Below are 20,463 nucleotides of genomic sequence, written 5' to 3' on the forward strand. Positions count from 1 at the left end.
GTATTAATGATACCTAAAATATGAAGATATTTTACATATTGACAGTATTGTTGCAATAAAAATCCAGCAAAATTTAACAGCACTTTTTTCGTAAAAATGCTTTATCTTCACTATGCTAAGAACAGTGTTTGTTATTTGAACTTTTTTATGTCTAGACGTGTGACTTATACTCTAATGATTATGTTATTGCTTATTGTCATGATGCATGGTGTTTGGGTGTTTTATTCCTATGCTCAGAAATATCCTGAAAATCAGTTGAATAAGACAATCAGGATTGAGGGTGTGGTTGCTAGTTTGGTGGATCGAGATAAAGCTGTTAGTAAGTTTTTGTTTGCGACAAAGGATGGCTTAATCCGTTTGAGTTTGTATCCAAATAAAAACTTAAGACCATGGCAGTTAACCCCAGGTTCGCGCTGGCGTTTACATGTAAAGCTGCAAACAGCAAAAGGCTTTAGCAACCCTGGTGTTTTTAATTATGCCAATTGGCTTAAGCGCCAGCGTGTCAAAGCAGTAGGCTATGTTAAAACAGATGAAAAAGCGCAGTTTCGTGGAATAGATTACCGCTATTTTGTTGAACGCTTGCGATATAAAATTGAACGCATATTGCAAAAAACCATTAAAGATACACAATCAAGAGCATTAGCAAGTGCGCTTTTGATTGGCAATAAAAATGAATTAACTCCCGAAGATAAGCGCCTCTTCCAGCAAACTGGGACTTCTCATTTGATCGCTATCTCAGGTCTTCACATTGGTATGATTGCACTATTTGCCTTTTGTCTATTACGTATTTTGTGGTCTTGTTCTGTGCGTCTATGCCAAGCGTTGCCTGCACAAAAAGCAGCGTTAATTGCCGCTGTTGTTAGTGCCTTTGGGTACAGTCTTTTAGCTGGTTTTGCCATTCCTACACAACGCGCTTTTATCATGGTACTTGTTTTTTCGGTAGGGCTTTTTATTAATCGCAAAGTCAATAGCTTTTATTTATTATTCTTAGCAGGTGTTATTATTGTTTTGTGGCAGCCATTGTCCTTATTTGAGCCGGGGTTTTGGCTGTCGTTTATGGCAGTTTTCTTTCTGATTGTCATTAATCGCAGTTTATTATCATTGGCTAAATTTAAACGCTATTTCTTGATACAATTGTTATTAATGATTTTGTTGATCCCGTTGACTATTTTTTGGTTCCAAGGTTTTAGTATGGTGGGTGTTATCGCTAATCTGATAGCGATTCCTTGGGTGAGCTTTTTAGTTGTGCCAAGTTTGTTTATTAATCTTGTATTGTCATTTTTTGGTGTTGATTTTTGGTTTATTAGCGCCTATTTGATTGAGCTTTTGGTTCTATGGCTTACGCTCTTACCCGTTGATATGTTGTTTTTTTATTGGCATAGTATTTCGATGTTGGCGGTTATAAGTGCTGTGATTGGATTGACTTTATTACTATTCCCATTGCCGTGGTATTTGCGTCTTTTAAGTATTGTGATGTTTATCCCCATTTTTCAAAAAGAGTATCTGCCATCAGGTGTGGCTTTTAAAATGACAGTGCTGGATGTTGGCCAAGGCTTATCTGTTGCTATTCAAACACCAGAAACGGTAGTTGTGTATGATACGGCAGGTGGAAATGGCAAGAAATTTGTTGTGGCTGAACATACACTTATTCCCTATCTTAAACACCAAGGCGTTCATCATATTGATACGCTTATTATCAGTCATAAAGACAAAGATCATAGTGGTGGATTCAATCATGTGCTAAATGCCTTTACAGTAGCAAGAATATTTAGCAACGAGAAAATTGCCAAAGTAAATGTAGACATTTGTCAAGAGGGTTTACAGTGGCAGGTTCATGCCATAAAATTTCAATTTCTTACCGCAAATCATCTTAAAGGAAATAATGGTTCTTGTGTGTTAAAGGTAAGTTTCAATAACCAATCAGTTCTATTAACTGGCGATATTTACAAAACAGCTGAACGTCATTTGATTAAGAATAATCGATTACTGCTTCCCTCAACAATTTTGCTTGCACCGCACCATGGCAGCTCAAGCTCATCATCTAAAGCATTTATTGAAGCTGTCAATCCACAGTATGTGATCTTTAGTAGTGGCAAACATGAAGGCTTTAAGCATCCGCATAGCAAGGTGGTTCAAGACTATCAAGCTGCAGGTATAAAAATATTAAATACCGCACAAAATGGTGCAATCACAGCTATATTTAAAGATAATGGCGAGCTTGAGATAGAAACAAATAAAGCTGAAGAAGACTAAAAAAGATAATAATGAAATATTTACTTAAAGCCATCTATCGTACCCTAGCACAGTTAAAGGATGCGTTTGGTAAGCAAGCAAGGGCTTCGACTTACGCTTAGGCCATGCGTACTTGTAAGCGGGGTGCCGAGCTTGCGAGGCCGCGGTGTTGAAATAGAAAAAGTGCGGAACCTTATAAGTAACTAAGGACCTCGACTTATGCTTAGCCTGCGCATACGGTAATAGTATAAATGGGTGAAGATTTAGACGTAGTTAACACAACTAAAATAAAAACAAATTGGAGAGCAAACGTGAAAAGGATATGGCATATTGCAGTTGGGGTGATGCTATTGCTGCTATTGATCCTCAATACAATTTTCTTTGGGGTGCCGGTGATTGTATTGTCATTACTGAAGCTAATCCCACAAATAGCATGGCAAAACACCATGGGGAAAATGTTAATGTTTCTGGCAACTGCGTGGATGACAATAAATAATAAAGTCAGCTTGTGCCTTTTGCCAACTCAATATATTGTCAGTGGTTATCAAGACTTTAGTATGTGTCGTTCATATTTAATTTTAAGCAATCATCAGAGTTGGCTTGATATTGTCGTGCTGCAGCAAGTATTTTTAAATAAAATTCCCTTTGCAAAGTTTTTTATGAAAAAAGAGCTTATCTATGTGCCGATCATCGGCATTGCCTGTTGGGCATTGGATTTCCCCTTAATGAAACGTTATTCGAAACACTATCTTAAAAAACACCCTAAGAAGAAAGGTCAAGACTTGCTTGAAACAAGGCGAGCCTGTCAACGCTTTAAAAGTCGCCATGTATCTGTCGTGAATTTTGTTGAGGGGACACGTTTCACACCGCAAAAGCACGCTAAAGAGGGGAAGAAGTTTAAGCATTTATTGCAACCAAAAGCCGGAGGTGTTGCACTTGCTTTAGATGTTTTAGGAGATAAAATCAAAGGGGTTTTAAACGTCACTATCGTGTACCCTGAGTGTACTCCAAGTTTTTGGGATTTCTTATGTGGTGCTATTAATAAAGTGCATATCCATATTGAATTAATTAAGCCGCAAGCTATTCCCTATCAAAATTATTATCAAGATGATACAGCAAAGATGGGTTTTCAAGCATGGATTAATACGCTATGGCAGCAAAACGATGCCACAATTAGTAAAATATTAGAAGATAAATCACTTAACATTAACCAGACAAAACAGTAAGATGTGCGCCATAATTTGGACGAATCCACTGTAAAAGGTGCCAGAATGTTAATAAGTAAGCCAAAGAGTCAAGAGATGTCAGAATTAGAATATAAAAGATATATGTGTGTGGTGTGTGGTTGGATTTATGATGAGGCAGAAGGCTGGCCAGAAGATGGTATTCACCCAGGAACCAAGTGGGAAGATGTTCCTGATGATTTTGAGTGTCCTGATTGCGGAGTGGGTAAAGAAGACTTTGAGATGATGGAGATTTAAACAATTATTTATTTTAACAAGCCAACTTTTCAGTCGGTTACTGTTGATGGTTTGCCATTTATTATTAAACGTGATGATTTAATCCATCCGATTTTTTCTGGTAATAAAGCATATAAGCTCTATTGGCTTATAGAGCATATTAAACATAATCCACACATAAAAAAGGTCGCATCATATGGTGGTGCGCAATCTAACTATATGTTGGCATTAGCGCAATTTTGTTCTCTGAATAAATTGGCATTTGATTATTGGTTGAAACCATTATCTAAGACGCTGAAAAATACGCCGCATGGTAATTATAAAGAGGCTTTAGCACTTGGAATGCAGAGCTGTTTTCTTGATCAAGAGTTGAGTTTGGCAAATATTAAAAGTCACTACAAGGAAGATGCAGGGATATTGATTTTAGCCCAAGGTGGTGCGGATGCGCGCGCTGAAGAGGGGATGAAATTGTGTGCGCAGGAAATCAATGCATATCTCAAACAACATAACATAACTCAAGCAAGCGTTGTGATCGCTTCAGGCACGGGAATCAGCGCTTTGTATTTGCAGCAGCATGTGGATAAAATCTATCAAGTTTATACTGTACCTTGCGTTGGCGATAAAGCATATTTATATAAGCAGATGGTTGCATTTTCTCAAGGAAAGTGGCGATTGCCAAAGATAATATCACCACTAAAAAAATATTATTTCGGGCATTGCTATCCTGAATATTTGGCAATGTATTATAAACTCAAAAAGCAAACCAATATTGAATTTGATTTGTTGTATGATCCATTAACTTGGCAGGTGATGTTTGAGCATTATGATGCTTTACCTAAACCGATTATTTACCTGCATTGTGGTGGTGCCAGTGGCAATATCAGTATGCTTAAGCGTTATTATCGTTTGGGTGCGAAATCACTGTCTGTTATTGAGTAATTACTACTGAAGTTTGTGGTGTATTTCGCACACTGGGCTAGCTGATTTCGCTTTTTGCTAAATTAACCCTCAAAAAACGCCGTTTTCGGAATAATTTGCTTGCATAAAAACAAACTGTGAACTAGCTTTCTAATACAAAAAGCTCACGCGCTTATTGTGCCCCAACCCAAACGAAATTTAGAATTTAAAGGAAGTAAAAACAAAAGAGGAGAATAGCAATGGACATTAAACAAATTAAAAAAATGAGAAAACAAAAAGGTTTCTCATTAATTGAATTACTAATTGTAATTGCGATTATTGCCATTTTAACCGCGATTGCGATTCCGATGTATACCAGTTATACCGAACGGGCAAGACTATCTGAAGCGTATTCTTTCCTAGGTTCGGATAAGGTATTTGTTGCTGAACAAATTAATACGAATGGTGGGACTTTGCCTGCAACATTTGATGTGGCAGGTGGAGCTAAAACTGGAGAGTACGGGACTGTCGCAGTAACCTCTAGTACCGGTGCTATCGTCTATACTTTTGATGGAGACGTTGGTGCTAACCTTAATAACACGACTGTTACCTTGACTCCTGTTTCAGCATCAAATGGTGTAACCTGGACTTGTGCAACTACTATAAGTAGTGCAACTGTTGCAGATGTTTGTGCTGAGTTCTAATAATGCGTTAAAATGTTACTGTAGTAAAAAATGGAGTAACTAATAAGTTGCTACAGAGAATAACTATAAATGCTATCAATAATAGATGGCATTTTTTTTGCGTACTACTTCTATCTTCTTGATTATTCTCTGTAGTCTGCGGCATAAAAGATAACAATAACCCCATGGCAAAGATTAGACTAAACTGGCTTAATTGCAGTTTAAAGATATTACTCACCAGCGCATGCGTCATGCCAGCGAGGACACTAGCAAAGGCAACAAAATATAAAGCGGATTGTTTGCGTTTTTGCATATACTCGCAGGCGCGGCGAAACGCACGTAAACCAACCAGTAAAAAGCACGCAAGACCGATAATACCCCACTGGCAAGCAATGGTTAGGATAATGTTATGTGGATAGTCTTTAAGATAATACAGCGCATTTAACTCACCAACACCAAGTAGTGGATGATGTGCGGCTAATGCTAAAGATTTTGCCCATAAACTCCAACGATCTTGATTGGCAAGGAAATTGCGTTCCAATAAGTAACTACCACCTACAACTTGATGGATAAGATAAAATACAATCGCACCAATAATGAAAGCAAAGATTTGCCAACCAAGAAAACGTATTAGTATTTTATAGTTTAAAATGCCAAGAACAACAGTGATAACAATATATTCAAGTATTAAGGCGCGTGAGCTATGTGCGATAACAACAAACCAAAGGGATGCCATGGCGATAAGACCTAATAGCTTAAATAGGCGACTATAACTGTGGCTTAATAAAGGCAAACACAAAATGGGCAAAAACCAACTGGCAAAGTGATCAAAAAAGCGTGGATTGGCGAAGTTAAATTGACGCAGAAAAAACTCAGGAAAGTTAAATTGTACAATTTTGGGTGGAAAATAAAAATGAGCGAGCAAAACATTGAGTATAAGGACAAGTGTATAACTAATGGCGCAAATGATGACAATGGCAATAAGCCAGCGAATATTCTCTGGGAAACGCTGAAAGTAATTTGCCAAAAACAATATGCTTAAAAGAAGTGTCATATCAATAGATACACCTTTAAAGGCGGTTGCTGGATGAAAGGCTAAGCTTGCCGAGATAATGCCAATGCAAAAAAACAGCACAATAAGACTTTTAACCCAGATTGAAAGTGCATGAAATGTGGATAAAATGCCATTTCGTGCATCACGACTGGCGGTAAATAAAGCTAAAATTACAATCCAACAAAAAAGAGCGGTAAGCCCGCGCCAGACATATAACATCACGGTATTTGTCATCGAGATTTTCATCATGCCAATCGGACTCCAAAACACCAGAATGAGTCCGATAAGCATCACGCCATAGATAAAGTGCTCGGTATTATTAGATGAAATAAGTTTTTTGTTTAGCATATTGCGATTCCCTGTCTTATGTCCTACTTGTTTTTACCTATTTTATAAGCGTAAGTCGACGCCTTTGTAAGCTAAGGTTTCTAATAATGATGAGTTAGTACCTCTCCCCTTGTGGGATTGCTCGTACAGCTTGAGCTGTACGGGTGAGGGGTGATTAAAACTCAACTTATTCCTAATCCATTACCTAAGTATATACCCTTCGACTTACGCTCAGGGTACGGTTACTTTAATTATGTTTATTATTTTTGGGTTTAAACAATGTAAAACCAAGCCAGCTGATACTTGCCAGTATAACCCCTAAGATTAAACCGATAATCACACAGCCTATAATCAGTGGTGTAAAAATACTGTGGATATGTGTAATCATCTGATGCCAAGCAAAATTATCTTCATGAAAAAGAGGTGTTTTGTTTAGAATAAAGCAACCAAATAAATACGCACCATACATCATCGGCAGCATGGTAATGGGGTTGCTGATCCACACTAGAGCTACAGCAATAATTAAATTTGCGCGTAGAAAAAGTGCCAAGATCGCCGCGGGCACCATTTGAAATGGCATTGGCATCATGCACATAAAGCCGCCAATAACACAGGCTTTGCTAACACTGTTTTTATCAAATTGCCATAAGAAATTATGATGCATATGCTTGTGTAAAAAGCGTAGCCATTTATGCGCTTTCAATTCCTCTTTGCTGGGCAGCCATTTACGCTTCACGATATTTTTCCAATGTTAATCATCTTTGGAAATCATAGCAAAAAGCCATTCAAAAAGCTGTTGAACATTGGCAGAAAAATAAAAAATCTATCAGGTATGTCAAGATGCCTTTAGTGCAAAAAATCTTGCTTAAAAGGACTTTTTTGTGTATTTTGTTTTGGTTTTTTGAAGTGGGTCATGCAAAAGTTGTGATCGTGTTGTGGGTCTATGTGTTAAACATATTAACGTAATGTAGAGAAAAATGATTATTACTCAAAATGTTTTCTTGATTGGGCCAGTAGGTGCTGGCAAGAGTACGATAGGTCGTCAATTGGCAAGTGAGCTTAAGCTGGATTTCGTTGATTCAGACCGTGAGATTGAGCAGCGTTGTGGCGTTGATATTGACTGGATTTTTGATATTGAAGGCGAGGATGGTTTTAGAAAAAGAGAGCAGGAAGTACTAAGCGACTTAGCCAATCGTCAGGGTATTGTTTTAGCCACTGGTGGTGGTGCAATTATTTTACCTGAAAACAGAACATTATTGTCATCGCGTGGCAAAGTAGTGTACTTGCAAGCATCGATAGAGCAGCAATTAGAGCGCACAGCCAAAGATAAAAAGCGCCCATTATTACAAGTTGATGACAAAGAAGCGCAATTAAAGAAGCTCATGGCAGAACGTGAGCCGTTATATCAGGAAATTGCAGATATTACGATTGAAACCAGTGAGACCACAGTACGTAATGTGGTACAAAAAATCACAAATCTATTAATGGAAGAGGCGGTGTGATTATCGAGGTTCTGGTATCCCCTAAGGGTAAGCCAAGTTACCCTGTTATTATTTCAACTGTCATTGATTTTACGACACTTATACCTTATATCAGAAATAAAGAAGTATTAGTTGTCACTAATACGACAATTGCCAAGCTGTACTTATCTGAGTTAGATAAAGCAGTTAAAGGTGAATGTATTAAATATGCACATTGTGTGTTAGAAGATGGAGAAGCCTACAAAAATAGTGATTCTTTAAATAGTATTTATCAACACTTGCTTGAGCGTAATTATACGCGTAACTGTGTACTTATTGCCTTAGGTGGCGGCGTTATTGGTGATATTGCGGGCTTTGCCGCTGCGACTTATCAACGAGGTACTAGTATCATCCAGGTTCCAACGACTTTGTTATCGCAAGTTGACTCCTCTGTTGGCGGAAAAACTGCGATTAATCACCCCTTGGGTAAGAATATGATAGGCGCTTTTTTTCAGCCGCAATTGGTGATGACGTCAACGAAATTTTTAGCGACTTTACCTAAGCGCGAATTTGCCGCAGGCATGGCTGAAGTCATCAAATATGGTTGTATTGTTGATGCTGATTTCTTTGTCTGGCTCGAGCGGAATGCTCGATTGCTAACAGCGTATGATCCAGATACTCTGACCTATGCAATTGGCAAAAGCTGTGCGCTTAAAGCACATGTGGTCAGTCTTGATGAAGAAGAAAAAACCGGTGTGCGCGCACTTTTAAACTTGGGGCACACTTTTGGGCATGCAATTGAATGTTGCCAGAATTATCAAGGATTAAAGCACGGCGAGGCAGTTGCAATTGGTATGGTAATGGCCGCTGAATTATCAAAAACTTTAGGTTTTATTGATGAAATGATTGTAAGGCGAATCATTGCTTTACTTGAAGTTTGCTCATTACCAACAAGCTTACCGAAAGGACTTTCGAAAGATCAGTTTATTGCGGCGATGTTACGCGATAAGAAAAATACTACGGCAGGAATTACGCTTATTTTGTTAGATGACATTGGTCAGGCAAAAGTCGATAAATCAGTATCAGAGCATGAATTATCGGTCTTTCTGTCACGCTATTTTGAATAATTTTTTAATCTTTTAACTATGCGTCAATGGTATTGCTTTAAGCAGGATCAATTACCATTCATACTGGCTTTGCATTGGATCATAAATTATATTATAAAAACCTTAAATAGTATTTGACATCACAAGACCTTTAGCTAGAATAGCACCTGTTCTTGTGATGCAAGAGTTTCCAATACAAGATTCACACAAGTTTGTGTGCCAGAGTGGCGAAATTGGTAGACGCAGTGGATTCAAAATCCACCGGTGGCAACACTGTGCCGGTTCGAGTCCGGCCTCTGGTACCAAAGTTTTTTAAGAATTAGAATAGTTATGATTTTATTTCTGTAGAGTTTTACTGTAAAAGCGTTGGCTGAGCGTTAGTCGAAGCCTACATTCCTATTTGCAATAAAAGCCCTTTGGATTGTTGGCGGTTGTCAAGAAGCTATATGCAAAGCTAGTATGAATGGTAATTGATCCTGCTTAAGGTAATGCTATTAGCGTATTATGTTGTTAGACTATTTTTTATTTGCTGTCATAATAGTGTAAAGATTTTCATATTATCGGTAAAGTTAGGATGTGATGGTTACAGACGAACAGACAATATCAAAAAGTCAGGCTGATAAGGCAGGAAAAATACTTATAAATTATATTACAGATGAAACTTTACAGGCACTTTCTAATTGGAGAGCAATGCATGCTCAACCATTAAGTGCTGCTTATAAATTGCTAAAGCATAAGGCAAAGGTTTTGGATAAAGGAGCGATTTTAAGCCAAAGGCTTAAGCGGACTCCTTCAATTATTGCAAAGTTACAGCGTTATCCAAAAATGCAATTAAGTAGAATGCAAGACATTGGTGGTTGTCGATGTGTTTTAGCAACCAAAGAACAAGTATTGGCTCTTGCTAAGAAGCTTACAAAAAAAGCAATGATAGAGGTAAAGAATTATTATGACAAGCCAAAGGAGTCGGGCTATAGAAGCTTGCATTTAAGCTATAAATATAACCCAACAAAGGAGGAAAATGCTAAATATAAGGGCTTGACTGTAGAGGTTCAATTAAGAACGAAAATACAGCATGCTTGGGCAACCGCTGTAGAAATTGTAGGACTTTTTAATCGAGAGATGTTAAAAGCAAGCAAGGGCAGTCAAAAGTGGTTAGAGTTTTTTGCGCGAGTGTCCGATGAGTTTGCCAAGATGGAGCAGTTTCCTTCTACGGGACTGTTTGGTAGTGATAATATTAACCAGATAATTAAACTTGATAATGAATTAAATGCACTAGCTACATTATCAAAATATAGGGTAAAAACACAATTTATAGACAAAAAAGCACCAAGTATTGGAGAGTATTATTTACTTATCTTGCAAGATAAAGAAATTAAAATTCAACCTTTCACAAAGAGTGGTTACCAAAGAGCTGTTGAAACCTATTTAGCTCTTGAAAAACAATTTAATAATGATAGAAACACAGATATTGTTTTAATTAATGCGCAACCTCTTAAAGAGCTTAAAAAAGCTTATCCAAATTACTTTGCAGATAGTCATAAATTTATTAGATTAGTTAAGCAGGCCATAAAATAGCAAAGGTGGTTGAATTAACTTTATATAGGTAATAGGAATGTTTGCTTGTCTTTTTTGACGGTTTTTACTTTATTCGTAATAATAAACCTTCATAAGATGAATTAGGGTGAAATAATGACGACACAATGGGATGTTAAGCGCTATACAACACAACATAATTTTGTCACAAATTATGGTTATGAAGTGGTTGAATTACTTGCTCCTCAGCAGAATGAAGTTATATTAGACTTAGGTTGTGGGAGTGGTGAGTTAAGTGCTGAAATTGCAAAAAGAAGTCATCAGGTTTATGGGATTGATTTTGCACATTCGATGGTTGAGCAGGCAAAAAAAGATTACCCACACATTGAATTTATCCAGCATAATGCAGAAATTGCATTTCCATTTGCTAAAGAAAGTTTTGACGCGGTATTCTCTAATGCAGCCCTTCATTGGATGCACAATGCCGATGCAGTGATTAAAAATGTGAAAACAGTACTAAAACCAAATGGGCGTTTTGTTTTTGAAATGGGTGGTAAAGGCAATGTTAATAACATCCTCACTGCGATTGAAACAGCAGCTCAATCTTATGGCGTAACAAAATTCAGTGCCTTTAACTTTTATCCATCGATTGCCGAATATGCTACATTGCTTGAGAATAATGGCTTTCGCGTGACTTTTGCGATCCATTTTGATCGTCCTACTTTATTACAGACAAGTGATGGCTTACGCAATTGGGTGAAGATGTTTCGTAATGATGTGCTTAATCAGATTCCAAGTGATAAGCACCCGTCTTATTTAAGCGATGTCGAGTCTTTGGCGCAAAGCACACAATACCAAGATGGTCAGTGGTTTGCTGACTATGTACGTTTACGCATGGTTGCCTTTATTTGTTAAACGTTAGTAACTTCTATACCGATCACAAACCATTTTACACTGTTTCTGCTATTGAATTGTTAGCACTTTTGCGTGATTGAATTTTGTTAATAGTCCTAGCTATTATCTGCACTTGAATCACTCAAAATCATCAAAAACTTCTTCAGCATTAAGCACTGCAAAATGATTCCTGATTACCCACAACCCTCAGCCATTTTGAGTAATCGGTAAGGCATGGGTGGTGTCCTTAAAGCAATGTACATAAAGCGTGGGATCATTTCCTTTAAGTCAAAACGCCTATTAAAACGATAACAGAACTCAGCAAAGTACCTTGGTAAATGATTTCTACTAACAGAATGATAGGTGCCTGTTATTGCACTTTTTATATTCCCAAGCATCGTGTTAATCCATGTAAATTCTGTTTTCTGCATACTACGATAGCCGCTGCCTGTGACAATGACCTTATGACTACATCCAGCTTCTTGCACCGCAGGAAAACAGGATAATCCATCAGAAATCACCATACTACCAGGCGTTAATTTCTTCTTCGCCCATTTAGAAATTTCGCTTGACCGAAAGCCTTTAACAACAGCTAATGACATGGCAATTACCGCATCATCATGAGTTGAACCTGCCGCTACAAACGGGGTTTTCTCTGAGGTGCCTCGACCTCTCCCTGTCCCATGACGTTGACCACCATAATAAGCATCGTCTAGCTGAATAATGCCGGATAAATGCTTGTCATCTTCTCGCTCTTTCATTACCTGTTGAATTTTATGCTTCATACTCCAAGCAGTATTATAGGAGACGCCTATTTCACGTTTAAGTGCCAATGCAGAAATGCCTGACTTTGCGTATACAATCAGGTAAATAGCCAAGAACCATTTGGTTAAAGGAAGGTTTGTATTTGAAAAAATCGTGCCACTAATCAAACTTGTTTGATGATGGCAGTTATTACATTGATATATCTTTCTACACTTTAAATGACAGTGGCTTTTATTGCCGCACTGTGGGCATATATATCCTGACGGCCATTTCCAGTTAAACAATGCTTGTTCGCATTGAGACTCGGTACCATAATCATGAAATAAGTCGGATAAGCTATAACCACTCTGGAATTGAATTTTATTTTTCATCGCTGTATCTCCTATGTTATCTAGTCATTAATCAGTATAGCAGCTTCCTCTGGTTTAGCTGTGAGTTATGGGTAATCAGGAAATGATTTACGATGGGTATATTATGATTTAATGAATCATTTTTTGCATAATACAACTTTTATTTCGCTCACTTTTATTTGATTCAATTCGAAACTTTCAAAAACACCGTAAAAACTACTGCTGCATGGGGTTAAATCCAGTAAACTGTGAGGCGTAAATTATTTTGATTTTGGTGGCGGCTGTTATGGTGAAAGCAGAAATTTTAATGAATATAGCAGCACATGAGAAGCGGGTTGCTGTAATTGAAAATGGCGTATTGCAGGAAGTACATATAGAGCGTGAAAACCAACGTGGTATAGTTGGCAATATTTATAAGGGGAAAATTACACGCGTGTTGCCTGGAATGCAGGCAGCGTTTGTTGATATAGGTCTTGAGCGCTCTGGGTTTTTGCATGTCTCTGATGTCATGCCGATTGCTTCAGATGAAAGTGCTGGAATTGATTTAAACAGTAAAGAAGCCGATGTGCGTCATTGGCTTAGAGAAGGGCAAAGCATTCTTGTCCAGGTGCTGAAAGATCCATTAGGCAGCAAGGGCGCGCGCTTAAGTGCGCATTTATCGTTGGCTTCGCGTTATTTAGTGCATATGCCAGATTTGGATCATATTGGCATTTCTTTGCGTATTGAATCCGAAGAAGAGCGCGATCGTTTACAGCAGGTCATGAAAGAAGCCATTGGTTCGGAGTATCCACGCGGGTTTATCATTCGCACGGTTGCAGAAGGTCTGTCATCTGAAGAGCTAAGAAAAGATATTAATTTCTTACAAAACCTATGGCAGGATGTGCTTGATTCAGCCAGTACTGTGACAAAACCAGGTGTCGTTTATCAGGATCTAAGTCTTGTTATGCGTGCATTAAGAGACTTTGCCAATGATAAGGTCGAGCGTATTCGCATTGATAATATTGATATGTATAGTGAGTTGTGTCGTTTTAGTGATAAATTTGTGCCAGGTGTACGTGATAAACTGGAGTTATACAGTTCAAACACGCCAATTTTTGATATGTATGGTGTGGAAGAGGAGTTATCACGCGCATTAGAGCGTAAGGTAGCATTAAAATCAGGTGGACATATTGTTATTGATCAAACAGAGGCAATGACGACTATCGATGTCAATACCGGGGGGTATGTTGGCATGGTTAATCTTGAAGAGACGATCTTTAAAACCAATTTAGAAGCGGTACGTGTTCTTGCTAGGCAGTTAAGATTAAGAAATCTTGGTGGCATCATTATAGTTGATTTTATTGATATGTCAGAAGAGGAGCATAAAACACAAGTCTTAGAAGCGCTTGATAAGGCGCTAGAGCTTGACTATGCGCGTACAACATTTTCACCCTTGTCAGAACTTGGATTGGTTGAGATGACACGTAAGCGTACACAGGAAAGCTTAGCACAATTTTTGTGTGAACCCTGTCCAATGTGCCAAGGAAAAGGGCGTATTAAATCAGTACAAACGATTTGTTATGAAATTTTTCGTGAGATTAATCGTGAAGCACATGCTTATCAAAGTAATGGCTTTTTAATTGTTGCCTCAAAATCAGTAATTGATGCTTTGCAAAATGATGAATCATTTGGTCTTGGTGAGTTGGAGATTATTATTGGCAAACCTATTAAACTTCAGCCAGAATTAAGCTATGCTCAAGAAATGTATGATATCGTGCTAATGTAGTTATGGATTCAATGAGCAGCAATTTATGAAAAGAAGAATCTTTATATTATGGTTAAGTTCTGTCTTTGCTATTTTTCTAATTGTTGCTTGTATTGTTGGTTATGGTGTTTTAAGACTTCTCCCTGCTTATCAGAGTTCAATTGAAGGTGTCTTATCAAAGGTGACCGGGTCACATGTTTCTTTAAAAGTGGAGTATGCCAGTTGGCATGGTATCAATCCTGTGATTCAAGTAAGAGATGTCAAAGTTAAAGACAAAGGGTTTTCGCTTAATATACCTAAAATGACTGTGCATATTAATGCATGGCAGTCGCTCATGAGTTGGCATTTTTTGACCAATGATGTTGTTATCGATGCACCAAAACTTACATTTTATTCTAGTCATAAAGGTTTTGATGATAGTATGCTGCAATCTTTGTCAGTGACGGAGATTGATGGAATAGGGCGGCGTTGGTCAAGTATCTTGGGTTATCTTTTACAGCAGAAGAATCTAGATTTAAATAATATGCAGGTTGATATTCTGCGCAATAAAAAGCTACTGGCAGATCTGACTGTTCATGCCAGCTATGAGCAGAGAAGCTTAGTAAATGGTGTATTGCGTTTAACACTACAGTTACAAAAAAAACGTAATATGCAAACGCAACTTGGACAAATAAATATTGTTTCAGTGATAGAGAAAAAGGGAGATCAATACTATTTTGATAGCACGTTAGATGATCAATATAATATCTTATCAACTTTAATTGATAGCGTAACACAACAACTAAAAATATCCCATTTAATCGATCATCAACTGACATTGTCCGTAGTGAGCTCAGCCAAGGGACTAGATTCAGTGATGGTAATGGGCGAGTTATCCAAAGCCCAATTTAAAACAAATCAACTAGATGACTCAGCCTTTCGTGATATTGTGTTTAATTTGCGATTGTTTCGTTATCAAGATCGCTTTGTGCTAGGTGCTAACCCTTTATCATTTGTTACTAATAATAAGCGCTATACATTCAGATCAGCGCTTTTTTCATTAGATAAGCACCGTTTAGTAATGAATATTCCACGACTTAATTTAGCAGATTTTTCATCACTGGTGCAGATGGAAAAAAGTGATTGGCGTAAAAATATTATGCTATCTGGTGTACTTAGCAATGTGCGTTTTAGTTTTGATTTACGCGACTTTAATTTAAATGGTATGCAATTAGCAGCGCATTTTAATGATCTTGGTATTGCTAATAGTGATCAAAATATAGACTTTAAAGGCTTAAGTGGTAATGTGTGGTGGCAGCAAAATCATGTAAAATTAGCCATTAATTCCCCAAGATTTGATATAGCAGAGAATCATATTTTTAGTCGAGACTGGCCAGAGCTTGCAGTTAAAGGTAACATTGATATTATTAGAAAAGACACAATGGTTCATTTTGCTGTAGATGATTTAGTACTGACTAATAACAATATTCACTTTGTTAGCAAAGGTTCTATTGATGTGCCATTAGCAGACCCTAAGAACTTTAGACTTGATCTTAAAGGTGAGCTTAATGGGCGAAATCTGACAACTGAATATCAAGCTTTTTTGCCACAAAAAGGAATTCCTAAGCCATTATATGATTGGTTAATGCAATGTTTATATGGTGCTCGGAAATTAGATGCAAACTTTGCAATAAAAGGAATTGCACGTGACATTCCATATCCTAAAAATGACGGCGTGTTTAAAATTGATGCAGCTATTAAAGATGCTAGCTTGTCGCCTTATTTTGGTTTAGGCGTTGCCCATCAAGTAACAGGGATTTTACATTTTGATAATGAGATATTTACTGGCAAGGTTAATAGCGGTTCCTTGGCAGGTATTCCAATCAGCAATGTTGATTTAATGATTGATAATATCACACCTGAGGTACCGGCAACATTTAATATTGATGCTGATGTTGATACCAATAGTCAAAAGGCGTATGCATATTTAGCACAAACAAAATATCATGCGCTGGCACAAAAAATCAGTCAATATGCTCAGTATCAAGGTGATATCAATACGCATCTTAATATTGCTATTGCTTTGGAAGATCATACAAAAAAGGATAGTTTCTCAGCTAAAGTTGAGCTAAGAAACGGTATTGTTGATATTAAAAAACCACATACTAATCAACTCTATGATGTGAATGCTGATTTGCTCATTAATAATAAAATGCTAAGTATTAAAAGATTTACAGGTTTTTGGGATATTAACATGCCATTTAATGCCAGTGGAGTAGTGGATGTAACAGAGTTTGCAAATCCGACGATTAATCTCCACGGTGGTATGTCTATTGCATTCTTGCCTAAATTAGGTATGCAGCCATCTACTGGAATAGATTGTTTCATGCAAGGTGTACTACCCTTTGGTTTTATGATTAAAGGGAATATCAATGAAGGTGTTTTACAAGTACATTCTAATTTACTGGGCTTACAAAATAGCCTAGGTGCGCCGCTGACTAAAAAAAGCTTTGAATATACACCATTATTATTAAAAAGCACATGGCAAAAGAATCACTCAGAAAGCAAAACAGCTTCATGGTATATCAGTAGCAAATTACATATTAAGCATCAGGATAAACTAAGTACAAGTCTTAATATTAATACTGGAGGTGTCATCTCTGATGTGAGTCTGTATGGGCAGTTATCAACTATAAATAGTCAGCTAATCTTAAATGTAATGCAAAGCATCAATAATAGCCATATTTTAAATCAAGCTAATCAAGCGTGGCAGCAGAGCTTACAGTTGGACGCTCCTTTAGCTGATCAACAGCTAAGTCAAGCAGGATGTTTTGCGGTGGCTAATTATAATGATTGTGTTTATCGGCAGCTTAATCAACAATTACAGCCAAAAGTGATGCTCAATATTGATCAGCTAAACCTTTTTGGTACGGATTATCGCAATGTCACCTTACAAACGAATAAAGCACATAACTATACAAATTACATTGCACAAGATAATCAAAAAAGATCATTGATTATGAGTGTGCCAGATGTGTTAAATGAGCCGATTGAAATTAGTGTGGATAATTTGTTTTTTGCTTTGTCACAACGTACAAATAAAGCCAAAAGCAATGACTTGATGGTGGTGTTAAATACACTACTTGCATCTAATATTTTACGCAAAACGCCAGATATGAATGTGAAGTTCACAAATCTTCAGCTTGGTGGTTATTCTATTCCTAACTTTCTGATGGCAACAACCATAAGAGGAGGTAGTTTATCTATTCCGGTGTTATCAATCTATGATCCGAATTCTAAACTATTAGCAAGGCTTGTACTGTCTCCTTATGGGAGCTATGTGCATGCCAATGTCTTTTCATTAAATTGGGGTAACATGTTACATAATTTTGGGTATGATAACTTCTTGAAAGGGGGGGCGGGTAATGTTCAACTAGAATTGAGCTGGCCTGGCTTGGTGCCAAGTACATCAAACGTATCAGGAAAAGCGACAGCGGATTTACTCAATGGTGTTGTCTTATCCATTGATTCAGGTATTGCTAAATATATTGGTTTATTAAGTCTTGATTCTTATTTTAAGCGTTTATTTATGCCCTATGATGATTTCGAACATCGTGGTATGGCGTTTAATAGTATTATTGGTGCTTATGGTTTAGCAAATGGTTTAGCAACCAGTAACCCTTCTGTGATTATCGATACACCGAGCTTTGCCCTGGTAGTGACAGGAGATGTCAATTTAACAAATAAGCAGTTGAATCAGCGCATCAAATATCAACCGCACTTCTCTGGTACAACAGCAGCAGTAGCAGGTGCCATTGGCGGACCAATTGCTGCCTTCGCTACCTATCTAGGTAGTAAGCTTCTGGGAAATACCGTATTTAAAAATATTGGCTTAGTGAGTTTTGATGTGACAGGCAGTTGGGATAAACCAATACTTAAACAAGTTCAATAATCACCCCATAAGGCTTGTAAAATCGAGATAATTGCCAATGGTGCAGTTTCTGTGCGTAGTATTCTTTTGCCCAATTGTATACTATGGCAGTTTTTACTTAGTGCAAGCTGTTTCTCATCATCACTAAAACCACCCTCAGGACCAATAAAAATTGCAAAGCGTTTAGCACTTGATGAATATTGATGTAAGCTACCAATAGATTTACTACTATGAGGTGATAGGAATAACTTAATATCAGCATCTATTGTTAGTGCGTCAGCTAAGGTCCTGGGCGTATTGATTTTAGGGATAAAGACGCGAGCAGATTGTTCACTAGCACTTATAGCAATTTTTTGCCAATGTTCAAGCTTATGCGCTATGCGATCTTGATTGAGCTTGTAATCAACACGCTCAGTGAGCATTGGCGTAAGCTCATTTGTGCCAAGCTCCGTTGCTTTTTGAATAACTGTTTCTAACTTGTCACCTTTGGAAAGCGCTTGAAAAAGGTGGATATAAATAGGGGATTCATTATGTTTTTCAGTCGTAGATAATACTTGAAGGATGGCTTTTTTAGGATCCGCATCAATGATTTCACCAAGGTATTCACAGCCATCGCTATCGTTAAATAGTATCACTTGGTGACTGTTTTTATGTCTAAGTACGCGAATAAGATAATGACTTATTTCAGCAGAAAGCGTAATCATATGTGATTGCTTGGAAATATCAGGGTAAAAAACACGAGAGATTCTCATATCATAACTCGCTTAGATTTAAGATGAAAAGTGAATCACAATAATGGCGATACCGGCAACAAAGGAGATAAGCCACAATAATGAGAATTGACTAATTTTATAATGAAAAACATGTCCTGATGTATGAAGCTTATAGGCGATAACGGCTGGCATCATTAACAATAATACAGCAATGCACACGCCAACATAACCAATAGCACTGATAAACAAATTAGGGTCAAGCAAATTAACTAACAACGGAATAATAAAAGTTAAGATAATTGCGATAAGCGTCTTAAACTGAGCGGGTAGGCGATTTAAACGATAGCTATCGACATTAAAGTGATAAAGTGCCAAGCTTACACCTAAATATGAGGTCATCACTGAGATATCGGTAAAGACATTCATGCTGATATTAGCCGTTCTAGTTGTGATTTTTTCTTTTAATGCATGCAAGATATTACCCACATTTGCCTGATCGATAGTCATGTGATCAAAGATAGAGCGCATAAAGCTGATTGGTCCATGTAAAGGCAATACCCCAAGCACAGCAATTAACCATAGGAAATACAGTATTAGTGGGATTACACTACCGATCAAAATGACGCGAAATAATGCCTTGGCATCTTGATTAAGGTAATCACTTAAAGTCGGCACAATAATATGTGAGGTAAAAGAAGTGATAATGATTGGGATTGCAATCAGTAGCGTTGGTGCTAAATCAACAGGTGACACAGCTAAATTGCTAAAGTCTACAAAGTGCAAAAAAATCAAACATACAAGTACTAGAAAAATAAGTTTAGCTAAGAGAAGTATACGATTGATAATGTCCACAGCAGAGGTCCCAACGACAACAATGGCACCAAAGACAACGACGAATATCAATGACCATGCGCCTGAGGAAATGCTAGGGAGCAATGCATTAAATGCTGAAGCAGCACCTGAGATATAGGCAACACTAATGCAGTACATCAGAAGTAAAAAAGAAATCCATGTGATCACAACGCCAGACAAGCCTAGAGTGCGTTTAGCAATAGAGGCAAAGCTTGCTCCTTTGGGCATCGACAGAGATATATCGGCAATTAAAAGTGCAGTATAGGTCATAATACACCATGCGATAAGCATTATAATACTACTGATAAAAAAACCGAGTTTTGCAGTGATAATGGGTAATGCTAAGATACCAGCACCTATCTCGGTACCAGTGACAATCATCATACAGCCAAGATGTTTTGCCAATGAGTTATGTGCCATGTAAGAGTTTCCAGAAAGTGATAAATTTAGATCATTAAAACGTTACAGTACCTGATTCTATCG

General features: G+C 37.5%; 16 protein-coding genes and 1 tRNA gene. 12 read left to right on the forward strand and 5 right to left on the reverse strand.

The window, feature by feature from the left end; all coding sequences use genetic code 11:
• The first annotated feature begins 147 nt into the window (after positions 1 to 147).
• The 5 genes from DNK85_RS00115 to DNK85_RS11845 all read left to right on the forward strand — a co-directional run bounded on the left by DNK85_RS00115 (position 148) and on the right by DNK85_RS11845 (position 5,293).
• Positions 148 to 2,253 (forward strand): DNA internalization-related competence protein ComEC/Rec2, encoded by a 2,106-nt coding sequence (locus tag DNK85_RS00115; protein WP_162896430.1) that lies wholly within the window; start codon positions 148 to 150, stop codon positions 2,251 to 2,253.
• 290 nt (positions 2,254 to 2,543) lie between these two features.
• Positions 2,544 to 3,458: an acyltransferase gene (locus DNK85_RS00120; RefSeq protein ID WP_162896431.1), complete on the forward strand. Its 915-nt coding sequence runs from the start codon at positions 2,544 to 2,546 to the stop codon at positions 3,456 to 3,458.
• Positions 3,459 to 3,533: 75 nt separating this feature from the next.
• Positions 3,534 to 3,713 carry a rubredoxin gene (locus tag DNK85_RS00125; protein ID WP_119327587.1) on the forward strand — a complete coding sequence of 60 codons (180 nt, stop codon included), beginning with the start codon at positions 3,534 to 3,536 and terminating at the stop codon, positions 3,711 to 3,713.
• Between the two features lie 51 nt (positions 3,714 to 3,764).
• Positions 3,765 to 4,631: a 1-aminocyclopropane-1-carboxylate deaminase gene (locus DNK85_RS00130; RefSeq protein WP_119327561.1), complete on the forward strand. Its 867-nt coding sequence runs from the start codon at positions 3,765 to 3,767 to the stop codon at positions 4,629 to 4,631.
• Between the two features lie 218 nt (positions 4,632 to 4,849).
• On the forward strand, positions 4,850 to 5,293 hold the full coding sequence (locus DNK85_RS11845; protein ID WP_328587278.1) for a pilin: 444 nt from the start codon (positions 4,850 to 4,852) through the stop codon (positions 5,291 to 5,293).
• 7 nt (positions 5,294 to 5,300) lie between these two features.
• Here DNK85_RS11845 and DNK85_RS00140 read toward each other — a convergent pair whose 3' ends face one another.
• On the reverse strand, positions 5,301 to 6,674 hold the full coding sequence (locus DNK85_RS00140; protein WP_119327562.1) for an O-antigen ligase family protein: 1,374 nt from the start codon (positions 6,672 to 6,674) through the stop codon (positions 5,301 to 5,303).
• Between the two features lie 226 nt (positions 6,675 to 6,900).
• Positions 6,901 to 7,389, reverse strand: a complete 489-nt coding sequence (locus DNK85_RS00145; RefSeq protein WP_119327563.1) for a DUF2062 domain-containing protein — start codon at positions 7,387 to 7,389, stop codon at positions 6,901 to 6,903.
• A 241-nt stretch (positions 7,390 to 7,630) separates the two neighbouring features.
• Between DNK85_RS00145 and aroK the strand changes: the two genes are divergently transcribed.
• From aroK to DNK85_RS00170, 5 genes are all read left to right on the forward strand, one after another.
• Positions 7,631 to 8,155, forward strand: coding sequence for a shikimate kinase AroK (aroK, locus tag DNK85_RS00150; RefSeq protein WP_119327564.1), 525 nt, complete (start codon positions 7,631 to 7,633; stop codon positions 8,153 to 8,155).
• Complete coding sequence (aroB, locus tag DNK85_RS00155) at positions 8,152 to 9,240, forward strand: 3-dehydroquinate synthase (protein WP_119327565.1); 1,089 nt, start codon at positions 8,152 to 8,154, stop codon at positions 9,238 to 9,240. The genes aroK and aroB overlap by 4 nt, the downstream gene beginning before the upstream one ends.
• Positions 9,241 to 9,437: 197 nt before the next feature.
• Positions 9,438 to 9,524 (forward strand) — tRNA-Leu (locus DNK85_RS00160).
• Between the two features lie 274 nt (positions 9,525 to 9,798).
• The gene (locus DNK85_RS00165; RefSeq protein ID WP_119327566.1) at positions 9,799 to 10,794 is read left to right on the forward strand and encodes a RelA/SpoT domain-containing protein; all 996 of its coding nucleotides are present in this window, start codon (positions 9,799 to 9,801) and stop codon (positions 10,792 to 10,794) included.
• A 114-nt stretch (positions 10,795 to 10,908) separates the two neighbouring features.
• Positions 10,909 to 11,667, forward strand: a complete 759-nt coding sequence (locus DNK85_RS00170; RefSeq protein ID WP_119327567.1) for a class I SAM-dependent methyltransferase — start codon at positions 10,909 to 10,911, stop codon at positions 11,665 to 11,667.
• Between the two features lie 173 nt (positions 11,668 to 11,840).
• On the opposite strand, the gene DNK85_RS00175 is transcribed toward DNK85_RS00170, so the two are convergent.
• Entirely contained in the window at positions 11,841 to 12,782 is a 942-nt protein-coding gene (locus DNK85_RS00175; RefSeq protein WP_119327568.1) for an IS1595 family transposase, read from the reverse strand.
• A 265-nt stretch (positions 12,783 to 13,047) separates the two neighbouring features.
• Here DNK85_RS00175 and rng point away from each other — a divergent pair, with 265 nt between their 5' ends.
• Both rng and DNK85_RS00185 read left to right on the forward strand, forming a co-directional pair.
• Positions 13,048 to 14,526, forward strand: a complete 1,479-nt coding sequence (gene rng, locus DNK85_RS00180) for a ribonuclease G (protein ID WP_268876813.1) — start codon at positions 13,048 to 13,050, stop codon at positions 14,524 to 14,526.
• Positions 14,527 to 14,551: 25 nt separating this feature from the next.
• Positions 14,552 to 18,436, forward strand: a complete 3,885-nt coding sequence (locus DNK85_RS00185) for a YhdP family phospholipid transporter (RefSeq protein WP_119327570.1) — start codon at positions 14,552 to 14,554, stop codon at positions 18,434 to 18,436.
• On the opposite strand, the gene DNK85_RS00190 is transcribed toward DNK85_RS00185, so the two are convergent.
• Together DNK85_RS00190 and DNK85_RS00195 are read right to left on the reverse strand one after the other, a co-directional pair.
• Positions 18,430 to 19,167, reverse strand: coding sequence for a 16S rRNA (uracil(1498)-N(3))-methyltransferase (locus DNK85_RS00190; RefSeq protein ID WP_119327571.1), 738 nt, complete (start codon positions 19,165 to 19,167; stop codon positions 18,430 to 18,432). The genes DNK85_RS00185 and DNK85_RS00190 overlap by 7 nt on opposite strands.
• Before the next feature lie 18 nt (positions 19,168 to 19,185).
• Positions 19,186 to 20,400: an amino acid permease gene (locus tag DNK85_RS00195; protein WP_119327572.1), complete on the reverse strand. Its 1,215-nt coding sequence runs from the start codon at positions 20,398 to 20,400 to the stop codon at positions 19,186 to 19,188.
• Between the last annotated feature and the right edge of the window lie 63 nt (positions 20,401 to 20,463).

Origin of the sequence: Cysteiniphilum halobium (genome assembly GCF_003574425.1) — a bacterium.
Taxonomy (GTDB): Bacteria; Pseudomonadota; Gammaproteobacteria; order Francisellales; family Francisellaceae; genus Caedibacter; species Caedibacter halobius.